General features: G+C 66.0%; 11 protein-coding genes and 1 pseudogene. 6 read left to right on the top strand and 6 right to left on the bottom strand.

What is annotated here, in order from left to right; genetic code table 11:
- The 4 genes and pseudogenes from ACUJB0_RS29605 to ACUJB0_RS29620 form a co-directional block, all read right to left on the bottom strand.
- A pseudogene (locus ACUJB0_RS29605) lies at nucleotides 1–294 on the bottom strand (TonB-dependent receptor); the annotation flags it as partial.
- 163 nt (nucleotides 295–457) lie between these two features.
- Nucleotides 458–1705: a cyanophycinase gene (locus ACUJB0_RS29610; RefSeq protein ID WP_444848389.1), complete on the bottom strand. Its 1248-nt coding sequence runs from the start codon at nucleotides 1703–1705 to the stop codon at nucleotides 458–460.
- A 76-nt stretch (nucleotides 1706–1781) separates the two neighbouring features.
- Nucleotides 1782–3098: a cyanophycinase gene (locus ACUJB0_RS29615; RefSeq protein ID WP_444848390.1), complete on the bottom strand. Its 1317-nt coding sequence runs from the start codon at nucleotides 3096–3098 to the stop codon at nucleotides 1782–1784.
- Nucleotides 3099–3205: 107 nt separating this feature from the next.
- Nucleotides 3206–5962, bottom strand: coding sequence for a TonB-dependent receptor (locus tag ACUJB0_RS29620; protein WP_444848391.1), 2757 nt, complete (start codon nucleotides 5960–5962; stop codon nucleotides 3206–3208).
- Nucleotides 5963–6140: 178 nt separating this feature from the next.
- On the opposite strand from ACUJB0_RS29620, the gene ACUJB0_RS29625 reads away from it, so the two are divergent.
- The 4 genes from ACUJB0_RS29625 (at nucleotide 6141) to ACUJB0_RS29640 (ending at nucleotide 9401) form a co-directional block, all read left to right on the top strand.
- Nucleotides 6141–7277, top strand: coding sequence for a succinylglutamate desuccinylase/aspartoacylase family protein (locus ACUJB0_RS29625; RefSeq protein ID WP_444848392.1), 1137 nt, complete (start codon nucleotides 6141–6143; stop codon nucleotides 7275–7277).
- 1 nt (nucleotide 7278) lies between these two features.
- The gene (locus tag ACUJB0_RS29630) at nucleotides 7279–8673 is read left to right on the top strand and encodes a YfcC family protein (protein WP_444848393.1); all 1395 of its coding nucleotides are present in this window, start codon (nucleotides 7279–7281) and stop codon (nucleotides 8671–8673) included.
- A 196-nt stretch (nucleotides 8674–8869) separates the two neighbouring features.
- Nucleotides 8870–9097: a colicin E3/pyocin S6 family cytotoxin gene (locus tag ACUJB0_RS29635; RefSeq protein ID WP_175042017.1), complete on the top strand. Its 228-nt coding sequence runs from the start codon at nucleotides 8870–8872 to the stop codon at nucleotides 9095–9097.
- Nucleotides 9090–9401: a hypothetical protein gene (locus tag ACUJB0_RS29640; protein WP_444848394.1), complete on the top strand. Its 312-nt coding sequence runs from the start codon at nucleotides 9090–9092 to the stop codon at nucleotides 9399–9401. The genes ACUJB0_RS29635 and ACUJB0_RS29640 overlap by 8 nt, the downstream gene beginning before the upstream one ends.
- Here ACUJB0_RS29640 and ACUJB0_RS29645 read toward each other — a convergent pair.
- Nucleotides 9398–9823, bottom strand: a complete 426-nt coding sequence (locus ACUJB0_RS29645) for a GNAT family N-acetyltransferase (RefSeq protein ID WP_444848395.1) — start codon at nucleotides 9821–9823, stop codon at nucleotides 9398–9400. The two genes, ACUJB0_RS29640 and ACUJB0_RS29645, sit on opposite strands and share 4 nt — an antisense overlap.
- Before the next feature lie 98 nt (nucleotides 9824–9921).
- Between ACUJB0_RS29645 and argH the strand changes: the two genes are divergently transcribed.
- Both argH and ACUJB0_RS29655 read left to right on the top strand, forming a co-directional pair.
- Nucleotides 9922–11319 (top strand): argininosuccinate lyase, encoded by a 1398-nt coding sequence (gene argH / locus ACUJB0_RS29650; protein WP_444848396.1) that lies wholly within the window; start codon nucleotides 9922–9924, stop codon nucleotides 11317–11319.
- Nucleotides 11320–11324: 5 nt separating this feature from the next.
- The gene (locus ACUJB0_RS29655) at nucleotides 11325–11981 is read left to right on the top strand and encodes a DUF6445 family protein (RefSeq protein ID WP_444848397.1); all 657 of its coding nucleotides are present in this window, start codon (nucleotides 11325–11327) and stop codon (nucleotides 11979–11981) included.
- 12 nt (nucleotides 11982–11993) lie between these two features.
- On the opposite strand, the gene ACUJB0_RS29660 is transcribed toward ACUJB0_RS29655, so the two are convergent.
- Nucleotides 11994–12650, bottom strand: coding sequence for a hypothetical protein (locus ACUJB0_RS29660; protein ID WP_161085338.1), 657 nt, complete (start codon nucleotides 12648–12650; stop codon nucleotides 11994–11996).
- Nucleotides 12651–13348 lie beyond the last annotated feature (698 nt).

The following is a 13348-nucleotide window of genomic DNA, read 5'->3' on the forward strand; positions in this document are numbered from 1 at the left end:
GACCTGGATGCCCGTCACGCGCTGCAGCGCTTCGACGACATTATTATCGGGGAGCTTGCCGATGTCTTCGGCGACGATCGATTCCACCACCTGGTCGCTGGTGCGCTTGATCGCCAGGCTCTTGATCAGCGACGCCTTGACGCCGGTGACCACCACGGTCGCGGCTTCGGCCGGTTCGGTCTTTGCGGCGGCCTCTTGCGCCCACACCGAGGCGCTGCTGAGCAGGCCGGCGCCCATCAGCGCGGTCACGGTCAGCTTCAAGGCCAATGGACGTGCAGATACATGCGTTTTCATACGTCTCCTGTATTTCTAGTTATGGATAAAGTGCTCCTCCTAAATCATCTTAGAGATGCGGCAATAATCAGGCCAATCAATTTTTCGGGGTTTTTAATACCCGTTTCAATATCATGGGACTTGGGGAGAACAAAACCCGGCGCGGGTTGCGCTGAGGCGCCGGTCAGGGCGCGGGGCTTTTCCGCGCCAGCGACTGGCCGATGTCGAGCGGCCGGATGTCGAGCCGCATGTTGAGGATCGAATAGCTCTGCGGCGCCGCCGACGCATAGCCCACGCTGTCGCGCGTCTTGGAGAACGTGAACTGGAAGCCCAGCTCCGGCAGCGGCGTATTGGGGCCACTGGTGGCGATGCCGATCGCCTCGCTGCGGTGGTTGTTCATCAGCTTCTCCATCAGCTCGACCACCGCGTTCTTGCCCAGGATATCGGCCGAGAACACCGGCTCGCGCAGCATCGCCGCGTGCGCCTTGAGCTTGCCGCCCGCCTTGGCCTGCGACGGCGTGAACGTGTGCGTGCCCAGGTCGTACTGGTCGCCCCGGTCCAGGTAACTGATCACGGCGTTGGAGACGTTGAAGCCGGCGCTGGCCGGATCGGTGGTGGCGCGGGACAGGTCGATCAGCAGCGCGCCCTTGTGGCCGACGATCTCCACCCGGCGCCGGCTGTCGACCACCATCGCCGTGTTCTCGTCGATGCCCAGCCCGAACTTGTAGCCCTTCTTCAGCATGGCCGGGATCATGCGCGCGAAGCGCCCGCGCACCAGCAGGTGCTGGTCGACGAACACGTCGTCGCCGATGAAGCCCAGTCCCGGCGCGATCTCCCGGCCCTCGGTGACGCCGACGCGCAGCGTGGCGAACACCGTGTTCGGCGCCGAGAACATGGTGCTGCTCATGATGGCCGCGCCGGCGCTGTTGCCGGCCACCACGCCGCCGCCCCGGTACAGCTCCCACACCGCGTCCAGCACCGCGCTGCGGCTGCCGTCCTCGCGCACCAGCGCCTGCGTGATGCGGGCCTGGTCGCCGCCGGCGAAGAACACGCCGCCGGCCGCGCGCACCGCCGCCGCCAGTTCGGGATCGTCGGCCGCCTGGCGGAAATCACGTCCGGCCAGCCGCACCGCCAGCGGCACCAGGAAGGCGTCCGCGCCGTATTGATTGAGATAGCCGACGATGGCCTCGCCCACCGGCGCCGGATCGGCGGCGGCCGACGGCAGCACCGCCACCCGCGCGCCCGGGCCGCCGGCCAGCTGCACGACGCGGCGCCAGACGTCGGCGTTGTCCGGCCGCAGGTTGCCGCCGATGATGACCAGCGAGCCCCTGGGCGCAGGCGGCGCGGCGTCCGTGGCCGCCAGCGCGGCGCCCGGCGGCAGGGCGCACATCAGCGCCGCCTGAACGCAATGCCTCAAGATCGACATCCGCATAACCGCCCCCGCCATGAAAAAATGGGACGGCGCCCGAAGGCACCATCCCATTCAATATACCCGATTTCGCGCGCCGTCAGCGATAGCGGTACAGCGGCTGCTGCAGCTGGATCGGCCGGATGTCCATGCGCAGCTTGAGCACCGAATACGCCTCCACCTCGGTCGAGCTGTAGCCGACGCTGTTGATGGTTTTACTGAAGCGGAACTCGAAGCCCAGGTCCGGATAGGCGTCGCGCGGATTGCCGAAGGCGATGCCGATGGCTTCCTGCTGGGCGTTGTCGATCAGGTTGACCATCAGGTCCAGCACCGCGTTGTTGCCCAGGATGTCGTTGGTGTAGACCGGCTCGCGCGTGTCGGGCTGGTTGGGATCGAGCTTGTTGTCGGCCTTGTCCGGCGACGGCGTGAACTCGCGCGTGACCAGGTTGAACTTGTCGCCCCGGTCCAGGTAGCTGATGGTGGCGTTGCTGATGTTGAAGCCCTTGACGCCGCGGTCGGTGATCGCGGCCGACAGGTCCAGCAGCAGCGCGCCGCTGTAGCCGATGATCTCGACGTCGCGCTTGGCGTTGACCACCATCGCGCTGTTCTCGTCGATGCCCAGGCCGATCTGGTAGCCCTTCTTGAGCATCACCGGGATCATGCGGGCGAAGCGGCCGCGCACCAGCAGGTGCTGGTCGACAAACACGTCGTCGCCGATGAAGCCCAGCCCCGGGGCGATCTCGTGGCCGTCGTTGACGCCCTGCTTGAGCATGTCCAGCGTCGGCTTGGCGTCGTAGAACATGGTGGTGCTCATGATGGCCGCGCCGGCGCTGGAGCCGGCCACCACGCCGCCGTCGCGGTACACGTCCCACACCGCGTCCAGCGCGGCCGTGTGCTTGCCGTCCGGGCGCACCAGCGCCTTGGTGATGCGGGCCTGGTCGCCGCCGGTGAAGTAGATGCCGGTGGCCGAATGAATGGCCGCCACCACTTCCGGATCCTCGGCCGCCTTGCGGTAGTCGCTATTGGGCAGCGTCACGCCAAGCGGGATGAAGAAGGCCTGGGCGCCGTACTGGTTCAGCTTGTTGACCGTGTTCTGGGCCGACTTCTCGGGATTGATCGAGGCCGAGCCGAACACGCCGATGCGCGCGCCCTTGCCGCCGGCCAGCTGCACGATGCGCTGCCAGACTTCGGCGTTGTCGGCGCGCAGGCCGCCGCCGATGATGACCAGGCTGCCCGCCGGCGGCGCCAGCACCGGCTTGGGCGGCGGCACCGCCTTGGCCGGTTTGCTGGACTTGACCGGCGCCTGCGCCGCCTTGGCGGCCGGCGTGGATCCCTGCGCCGCGCACACGCCCGCGCCGCCGACCACCAGCAGCCACAGCATGACGAGACGCCGCAGCGTAAAACCTGTTAATTTCATGTTGCCCTTCCGATGAAAACCGGCGCCAGGCTCTCGCCCGGCGCCGTCGATAATGCAGATGATACCAATCTATTACGTGACGCGCCTTAAAGCATCATTACGTTACATTACTTGAAGGCGTAATTGGCGCTGGCGTAGAAGCGGCGGCCGCGCGGATCGGTGTAGGTCGGATCATAGCCCGAGATGAAGTAAAAGGCCTGGTTCGAGTACGGCGGCGCCGCGTTGAACAGGTTCTGCACGCCGGCGCGCAGCTTGAACGCCTTGCTGACCTGCCAGGCGCCCGACAGGTCCCACAGCGAGTAGGCCTTCACATGGTTGGCCGCCACCACCGTGCCGTCGTCGGTGTTGATGGCCGAGTTCTGGTCCTGGTAGCCGCTCGAATACGTGTTCGACAGGCTGGCCGAGTACGGGCCGAGGTCCCAGTCGAAGGTGACGGTGTGGCGCCAGCGCTGCACCACGCCGTCGGTGACGAAGCGTCCCAGGTTGCTCAGGTAGGGGTCGCCCACGCTGTTCTGGATCTTCGAATTGAGCACATAGGTGCCCGACAGGTGGCCGCCAAAGTTGCCGGCCCAGGTCTTCACGCCGCGGTAGTCCAGCGTCAGGTCCAGGCCCGAGGCCAGCTGCGCGCCGCGGTTCTCCTTGCGCAGGTCGATGTAGTCGATGGTGCCGTCGTCGTTGCGGTGCACCAGGTCGCCGTACTTGGCCAGGTTGCCCAGGATGATGTCGTCCCCGATCTCGCTGATCAGGTCGGTGCGCTTGATGTTCCAGTAGTCCAAGGTCATCGACACCTGCTTGGACGGCTCGATCACCATGCCCAGCGAGTACTGGCGGCTGTGCTCTGGCTTGAGGTTGGCGTTGGAATAGCGGCGGGTGTTCCAGTTGTCGGCGCAGTCGGCCAGGCTGTTGCCGACCTGCGCGCACTGGACCGGATCGGGCAGGGTCGCGGTGCTGCTGTAGACCGTCGGCCGGTACAGGTCGGACATCGACGGCGCGCGGAAGCCGCGGCCTGCCGAGGCGCGGAACAGCATGGTCTTGGCCGGCATGTAGGTCACGCCCACTTTCGGACTGGCGGCGCCGCCGACCACCTGGTAGTGGTCGTAGCGCGCCGACAGCTGCGCCTCCCACTGCTTGGTGAACGGCAGCAGCAGCTCGCCATACACCGCCTGCACCGTGCGCTTGTCGCTGGTGGCGCGGCCGCCCTCGGGCGCGGCGTCGTTGTTGATGTTATCGCTCAGCAGCAGCGCAGACGGCGTGAAGTCGGTGCGCTCGTGGCGCACCTCGCCGCCCACCGCCAGCGCGGCCTCGCCGCCGGCCAGCGTGCCCACCGCGTGCGACACCTTGAAGTCCAGCGAATCCATCACGCCGCGCGCGTGGCGCACGTCGTCGTTGACCTGGATCGCGTCCAGCAGCGCCACCCCGGCCGCGCTGGACGGGCCGAAGGGGTTGATCACGCCGTCGTAGATGCCCTTGACCAGCTTGTCGTACAGCAGGTAGCCGTGGGTGTCCTTGTCCTTGATGGTGTTGACGCTGTGGTTCAGGCCGATGTCGTAGTCGAAGCCGCGCGCGCTGCCGGTCAGGCCGACCACGTAGCGCTGGCTCTCGCTGGTCAGCTCGCTGGTGCGGCGGCCGGCGTCGTTCAGGCGGATGCGCAGCGTGACGTCGCCCACCACGTCGTCGTCCGCGCTGGCCTCGTCCGAATCGAGGTTGTAATTGGCCAGACCCGGGATCTTCTTGTAGTTGATCGGCGCGCTCACGCGCGCGGTCGAGGCCACGTAGTGGGTCTTGGAGCGGCTAAGCGCGATCTCGGCGAACAGCTGGTTGTCGGCGTTGAGCTGCAGCACGCCGCGCGTGAGCAGGTTGGCCTTGTCCGACTTCGGATACAGCTCGGTGTCGCCCATGTAGTTGTAGGTGCAGGCGTCGACCCCGCCGATGCCGCCCGCCAGGTACAGGTTGGCCGGCGGCGCGCAGTTCGGCACCGACAGGTTGATGGTGCGGTTGGTCAGCGGCTTGCCGTTGAGGGTGAAGCCGTTGTCGTTCAGGTAGTCGCGCTGGGCGCCGGTCAGGCGGATGTTGGCCGGCGACGTGAAGCCCGACAGCAGGTGCGGCAGGCGCTCGGGGATGCGCAGGTTGCCGATGAACTTGCGCTGCGAGGTGCTCAGCGCGTCGGTGCGCTGCAGGTCCACCACCGCGAACACATTGTAGCCGTCCTTGGCCAGGTCGCCGGTGCCGGCGGTCAGCGTGGCGGTGCGCTTGCCGGCGCCGCCCTCGTCGGTCTTGGCGCCGTAGGCGTTCAGCTCCACGCCCTGGAAATCCTTGCGGGTGATGAAGTTGATCACGCCGCCGATGGCGTCGGTGCCGTACAGCGCCGAGGCGCCGTCCAGCAGCACCTCGACGCGCTGGATGGCGGCGGCCGGGATGTTGTTCAGGTCGACGCCGGTGTCGTCGCCGGGCGAGGCGAAGTTGGCCATGCGGCGGCCGTTGAGCAGCACCAGCGTGGACGAGGTGCCGATGCCGCGCAGGTTGGCGCTGTTGAAACCGCGCTGGTCGTGGCCGTCGGTGATGCTGGCGCCGTCGGTCAGGCCGCCGACGTTGGCCGACACCCGCGCCATCAGCTCGGAGGCGGTGGTCACGCCGGCCTTCTCGATGTCCTCGCGGGTGATGACCTGCACCGGCAGCGCGGTCTCGGACTCGATGCGGCGGATCGCCGAACCGGTGATCTCCACCCTCGGCATCACGGCCGTAGTGGCCGGGGTGGCCGAAGTGGCCGGCGCCTCCTGCGCCAGCGCCGCCTGCCCCAGCAGACCGGCCACCGCGCCCGCGCTCAGGGCCAGGCGCACCGATCGCGCCATCGTCGAAACTCGCATGCTTTGCACATCACCCATGTTTTTTCTCTCTGATTGTTATATAAATGATTTCATAAAACTAACTGTACGCACATCGACGGGAAAACTCAAGAAACCCGGCCCCGTTTCGCCGCGCGGCGATTTACTTTGTGAAAATAGTGCTACATACTCAATCTTTGTCGAAAAAACCCGCCCCGCCATGCAAGTACAACAACACCCCCTGACCGGCCCGCACAGCAGCGCCGCCTACCAACTGACCAGTTTTCACTACGGCCGTCCCGGCACCGGCAAGAAGGTCTACATCCAAGCCTCGCTGCACGCCGATGAGGTGCCCGGCATGCTGGTGGCGCAATTCCTGCGCAAGGAGCTGGCCGCGCTGGACGCGGCCGGGCGCATCGCCGGCGAAGTGATCCTGGTGCCGGCCGCCAACCCGATCGGGCTGGCGCAAGCCATCCACGGCGCCGCCTTCGGCCGCTTCGACCTCACCACCGGCATCAACTTCAACCGCTCGTACAAGCACGTGGCCGACGACCTGAAAAAGTCGCTGGACGGCCTGCTGGGGCAGGACGCCGACGCCAACGTGCGCCTGATCCGCGAGCACGCACGCGCCTCGATCGCCGCCTGGCAGCCGGCCACCGACGCCGACGCGCTCAAGAAAACCCTGATGACGCTGGCGGTGGACGCCGACATCGTGCTCGACCTGCACTGCGACAACGAGGCGGTGCTGCACATGTACGCCGGCACGCCGCTGGCCGAGGCGGCCGCGCCGCTGGCGGCCATCCTGGGCGCGCACGCGCTGCTGCTGGCCTACCAGGCCGGCGGCGAACCGTTCGACGAAGCCTGCAGCCGCCTGTGGTGGGACCTGGAGCGGCACTTCGAGGGCCGCTACCCGATCCCGGCCGCCTGCCTGTCGACCACGGTCGAACTGCGCGGCGAGATGGAGGTCAGCTACGCGCTGGCCGAGCAGGACGCGGCCGGCCTGATCCAGTTCCTGACGCTGAGCGGCGTGCTGCTGCCGGCCGACGCCGCCGCGGCCGCGGCGACCGTGCTGCCGGCGCCGCTGTGCGCGGCCACGCCGCTGGAAGGGGTCGAACCGCTGTACGCGCCGCACGCCGGCATCCTGGTGTACACACGGGAGCTGGGCGCGCGGGTGGCGCCGGGCGACGCGGTGGCCGACCTGATCGACCCGGTCAGCGGCGACACCACGGTGATCCGCGCCGGCGTGGCCGGCGTCTTCTTCGCGCGCAGCGCGCACCGCCACGTGATCCGTGGCATGAACGTCGGCAAAATCGCCGGCGCCCAGGCCTACCGCGCCGGCGACCTGCTGAGCCAATAAGATGACCACCAAAAAATTCAAGCTGCCGCACACCTTTGTCCTGCTGTTCATCATCCTGGCGCTGATCGCGGGCGCCACCTGGCTGGTCCCCGGCGGCAAATACGACACCCACCTGGTCAACGGCAAGCAGCTGATCGACCCGGCCAGCTTCCACTACATCGCCAGCGCGCCGCAGGGGCTGACGGCGCTGATGAAGGCGCCGATCAACGGCTTCGTCGACGCCGCGCTGATCATCGGCTTCGTGCTGATCGTCGGCGGCGCCTTCGCCGTGCTGCAGAAGACCGAGGCGGTCGACTCGATGATCAAATCGCTGGCGCGCGCGCACGACAGCTCGGTGTTCATCCAGCGGGCGCTGATCCCGGTGTTCGTCACCATGTTCTCGATCGGCGGCGCCACCTTCGGCATGAACGAAGAAGCCATACCGTTTATACTGATTTTCGTGCCGCTGGCGCTGGCCTTGGGCTATGACACCATCACCGGCGTCTCGATCCCCTTCCTCGGCTCGCAGGTCGGCTTCTCGGCCGCGTTCCTCAACCCGTTCAACGTCGGCATCGCGCAAGGCATCGCCGGCGTGCCGGTGTTTTCCGGCTGGGCCTACCGGGTGATCGTCTGGGTGATCGCCACCGCCGTCACCATCGTGTTCCTGATGTGGTACGCCGCGCGCGTGAAAAAGACGCCGGAGCTCAGCCCGACCTACGCGCTGGACCAGGACAAGCGCCGCGAGCAGCCGCACGGCCTGGGCGAATTCCACGGCATGACGGGGCGGCACAAGCTGGTGCTGGCGATCTTCGTCGGCTCGCTGATCGTCATGGTGGGCGGCGTGGTGGGCTACGACTGGTACATCCACGAAATCGCCGCGCTGTTCCTGACGATGGGCATCGTCATCGGCCTGGTGGGCGGGCTCGACTCGAACCAGATCGTCGAAGGCTTCATCCAGGGCGCGCGCGACCTGGTGGGCACGGCGCTGGTGATCGCGCTGGCGCGCGGCACCATGATCCTGGCGCGCGACGCCCACATCATCGACACCATGCTGCACGCGCTGATGCCGCTGGTGCAATCGTCCAGCCCGATCTTCTCGGCGTGGAAAATGTTCGGCATCCAGACCGTGATCAACTTCTTCATCCACTCCGGCAGCGGCCAGGCCGCGCTGACGATGCCGATCATGGCGCCGCTGGCCGACCTGGTGGGCGTCACGCGGCAGACCGCGATCCTGGCGTTCCAGTTCGGCGAATTCACCACGCCGATGATCCCGACGTCGGGCATCACGGTCGGCGTCCTGGCGCTGGCGCGCATCCCGTGGATCACCTGGGCCAAATGGATGGTCCCGCTGCAACTGATCTACGCCGCCCTGGCCCTCGCCCTGCTGGTCCCGCCCTGCCTGATGAACTGGCAATAAAGCAATTTGGGGTCAAGTCTGACATTCGGACACGAGCTCTTCCGTAGCCGCTGCTACGGAAGAGCTCGTGTCCGAATGTCAGACTTGACCCCCGCTGTTTTATCTCCGCCCGATAGACCGGCATCAATAGCGGATAAGCGGCCCGTGCTAACTTGAACCCCATGCTGCCGCTCCGGCGGCGCTGTGGGGGTTCCAGTTGATACCCATCCCAAAACCATCCTACCTCGACCAGTGCGTCTACCTCGGCGCGCGCCATGGCGAAAAGCGCTGGCGATCCAAAGATAGGACTAAACTATATACGTGGGATTGGATGCACGGAGAAATCGAGGTGTTCAATAAACGCGGCCGCCATCTTGGCAGCATCGACGCCGTCACAGGCCAACTCACCAAAGGCGCAGTCGCGGGGAGGAAAATCGATGTCTAACTTTATTGAAAAATGCCTCTTGCGCGAAGCCAGTCCCGAGGACATTGATGACTTCATCGAACTCTGGCATCAGAATCCCGGCAAGCAGTCGCTCCATGAATACCTCGGAATGACGCGCAACGAGTATGCGCTCTGGATCGCCAACTCGGCCATCTTGCCAACGCTTATCGGCATCCGCTCAAAACATCAAAACATGGACCAGCTGCTGGCGGAGTTCGACCGCCAGCTCCCGGCGGCAGCCAAATCCACGAGCCCCTCGGGCGCAATGGCTTTGATGAAGTGGCTGAAGGCCCGCGTGGCCTAATTGCTGTAGATGTTGGGGAAGTAGCGCTCCATCAGCGTGGCCGGCCGGGATGGCGCGGTGAAGCCGTACTGCTCGTACAGCCCATGCGCGTCGGCGGTCGCCAGCGTGAAGCGGCGCAGGTTCTGCAAATCGGCATGCGCCAGCACCGCCTCCACCAGCTGCTTGCCGTAGCCGCGCCCGCGTACCTCCGGCAGCATGAACACGTCGACCAGGTTGGCGAAGGTGGCGCGGTCCGTCACCACCCGCGCGAAGCCGACCTGCCGCCCGTCCACATAGGCGCCAAAGCACAGCGAATGCTCGATCGCCCGCTCCAGCACCGCCAGCGGCATGCCGATCGCCCACGTCGACTGCTCGCTGAGGAATTGATGAATCAGCGGCACGTCCAGATCCGCCTTGTTGGTGCTGATGTGCAGAGTCGTCATGATTTCGATGGGCAAAATGGTAATGTTGACATATTTTTGAGCAGCTGGCGGTTTATAATCGCTGCTGACATCAATCACGCACACACGCCTGCCCCACTATGACAGCACAACTTTCCAAAAAAAGCGAAGCCTGGTCGGCCCGTTTTAACGAACCCGTCTCGGACCTGGTCAAGCGCTACACCGCCTCGGTCTTCTTCGACAAGCGCCTGGCCAAGGCCGACATCCAGGGCTCGCTGGCCCACGCAGAGATGCTGGCCGCGCAGGGCATCATCAGCGCCGCCGACCGCGCCGAGATCGAACGCGGCATGGCGCAGATCGCCGCCGAGATCGAAGCCGGCCAGTTCGAATGGCTGCTGGACCTGGAAGACGTCCACCTGAACATCGAAAAACGCCTGACCGAACTGGTGGGCGACGCCGGCAAGCGCCTGCACACCGGCCGCTCGCGCAACGACCAGGTGGCCACCGACATCCGCCTGTACGTGCGCTCGGCCATCGACGACGTGCTCGATCTGCTGGCCGCGCTGCGCGGCGCGCTGACCGACCTGGCCGAGAAAAACGCCGACACCATCATGCCCGGCTTCACCCACATGCAGGTGGCGCAGCCGATCACCTTCGGCCACCACATGCTGGCCTACGTCGAGATGTTCGGCCGCGACGCCGAGCGCATGGCCGACTGCCGCAAGCGCGTCAACCGCCTGCCGCTGGGCGCGGCCGCGCTGGCCGGCACCACCTTCCCGATCGACCGCGTGCGCGTGGCGCAAACGCTGGGCTTCGACGACGTCTGCCACAACTCGCTGGACGCCGTCTCGGACCGCGACTTCGCCATCGAATTCACCGCCGCCGCCTCGCTGATCATGACCCACGTGTCGCGCATGTCGGAAGAGCTGGTGATCTGGATGAGCCCACGCGTGGGCTTCATCGACATCGCCGACCGCTTCTGCACCGGCTCGTCGATCATGCCGCAAAAGAAAAACCCGGACGTGCCGGAACTGGCGCGCGGCAAGACCGGCCGCGTGTACGGCCACCTGATGGGCCTCTTGACCCTGATGAAAGGCCAGCCGCTGGCCTACAACAAGGACAACCAGGAAGACAAGGAACCGCTGTTCGACACCGTCGACACCGTGGTCGACACGCTGCGCATCTTCGCCGACATGGCCGGCGGCATCAGCGTCAAGCCGGAAGCGATGCGCGCCGCCGCGCTGCAGGGCTACGCCACCGCGACCGACCTGGCCGACTACCTGGTCAAGAAAGGCCTGCCGTTCCGCGACGCCCACGAAGCCGTGGCCCACGCGGTGCGCGCCTGCGACGACCTGAAGATCGACCTGTCGGAAATGTCGCTGGACCAGCTGCGCGCCTACTCCACGCTGATCGACGACGACGTGTTCGCCGTGCTGACCTTGGAAGGCTCGGTGGCCGCGCGCGACCACGTGGGCGGCACCGCGCCGAACCAGGTGCGCAAGGCCATCGCGCGCGTGCGCGAACAGCTGGCCAAATAAAGGCCATGGCGCGCCCGACGCTCACCTACCGCAAACCGCAAGCGGGGCGCGACTACTGGGTCATCGACGACATCCTGCCGAACGCGCAGGAGGTGGCCCAACGCTGCTTCGCGCGCGAGGACTGGGAGCTGGGCGCGCCGCACCGCCCGGAGCCGTGGCCCGGCATGCGCAGCAAGGGCGCGCTGCTGCCGGACGAGCTGGCGCAGGTGGAAGCCTGGGTCAAAAAGGTCACGGGCGCGAAGAAGCTGTGGCAGGAAGCCACGCCGCAGGGCAGCACCCTCAACCACAACTACGTGCAGCTGGTGGGCGGCATCGAATCGGGCCCGCGCCCGCACACCGATTCGCTCAAGCTGTGCCGCTACGCCGCGGTGATCTATCTGTCGCCCGATCCGCTGCCGGCGGCCGGCACCTCGTTCTACCGCCTGCGCTACCCGGACGGCACGCTGGGCGGCAATTACTGCAGCCCGCCGCACGCCAACCTGCGCGAGGCGCTGGGCGTGACCAGCCTGCCCCCGCAGGCCTGGCACGAGGAGCAGCGCATCGACAACCGCTTCAACCGCATGCTGCTGTACCGCGCCAACCTGGTGCACTCGGCCAGCGGCTACTTCGGCTGCGACCATGACGACAAGCGCATGACCGCGGTCTTCTTCTGGATGGCCTGAGCCCCCGCGCGGCTACTGCGTGACGATCTTCGACAACACCGAGAACGCCGCGCCGGTCTGGTTCTGCTCCAGCAGGATGGTCAGCTCGGTGTAGGTGCAGATCATGTTGACCAGGTTGATCTTGTCCCACGCCAGCTGCTTGAGGATGGCGTGATAGATGCCGGGCGTGCGGCTGGTGTCCGGATTCAGGTGCAGGGTCACCGCGTTCAGGTTGTCCTGGCGCGCCAACAGCCGCTCGCCGGCAAACACCTCCTCCACCATCGTGGTCAGCACCCGGCTGCTGATCACCATCACCTCATTGACCCCGCGCGTGACCGTGACGAAGGCGCCGCGCATCGGCTCGGCCTTCGACAGCAGCCGCCGGTGGCATTCATTGGTGCTGTCCGAATAGCGGTAGGTGTACTCGGTCAGCTCGGTGCGGGTGGTCAGCTCGCCGGTCTTCTGCGCCAGCGCCAGCGGCTGGTTGCTGGCCTCCGGCAGGCGCTCGGCCACGCGGCGCAGCGCCATCACCACGGCCGCCTGGCCGACCGGCTTCCACATGTCGCTCTCGAGCTGCGGCTGCAGCTGGCGCGCCAACTCCGACAGATTGATCAGATTGCGCCGCAACCCCTCGGTGAGAAACGACGAATCCATGACGATGCGTTCAACTTTGGTAGCAATCGACAGCATACAAGCTCCCCCTGTCCGCGCGCCGGCGGACAATAACTCAACTAACAGCAGGCGCTGCGCCGCGCGGCGCGCCGTGGTCGGCGCCCGCGCGGCGACGCAAACCCGCTGCCGGCGCCCCGGATGGAGGCGCGGCGGCAGTCAGGATGCGGCAAGCGGTGACAAATGGAGGGCGATGCTAGTTCGGTGGCGGCGCCGTGGTGTGGGCGGCGCGCAGTGCGCGGGCGGAACTGACATTATGCGTTGGGTGTGCGGTCATTATTTTCTTCCTGTGGTTCCCGTTGCGCTTGTTACCAAGGGTCGTGCCCTGCGCTTTTTATATGCCGGTCACGAACCATAATTCGCGCTGGCGTCAACTAGTTTAATTCGCAATATTAGAACTCTGCAACCACGATTTGCTGAAAAATTGGGCATAGTGTTGCGTAGCCACCGAAAATAGAGGGCGGCGTCTAGTTCGTTGTTGAGATAAGACAAAACGCGCCTATCGTGCGGGATCCTGCCGTCAACTTCTGGTATGCCAGCCACCCCGCCCCCGGCCGGCGGCCCGCCCGGGTGTCTCATTTCAGACATTTCTTTCTTCTGTGACTATTTTTCCAAGTTTTTTGACTTCGTGAGCGCGACAGGAATAGTGTCGCCCCTACTCGCCGTTTTAGCCGCACAAAAACGCCGCGCGGCCAACCGCCGCCGCGGCGCCGGGAACG

Source organism: Duganella caerulea (assembly GCF_040362985.1).
Lineage (GTDB): Bacteria > Pseudomonadota > Gammaproteobacteria > Burkholderiales > Burkholderiaceae_D > Rugamonas > Rugamonas vulcania.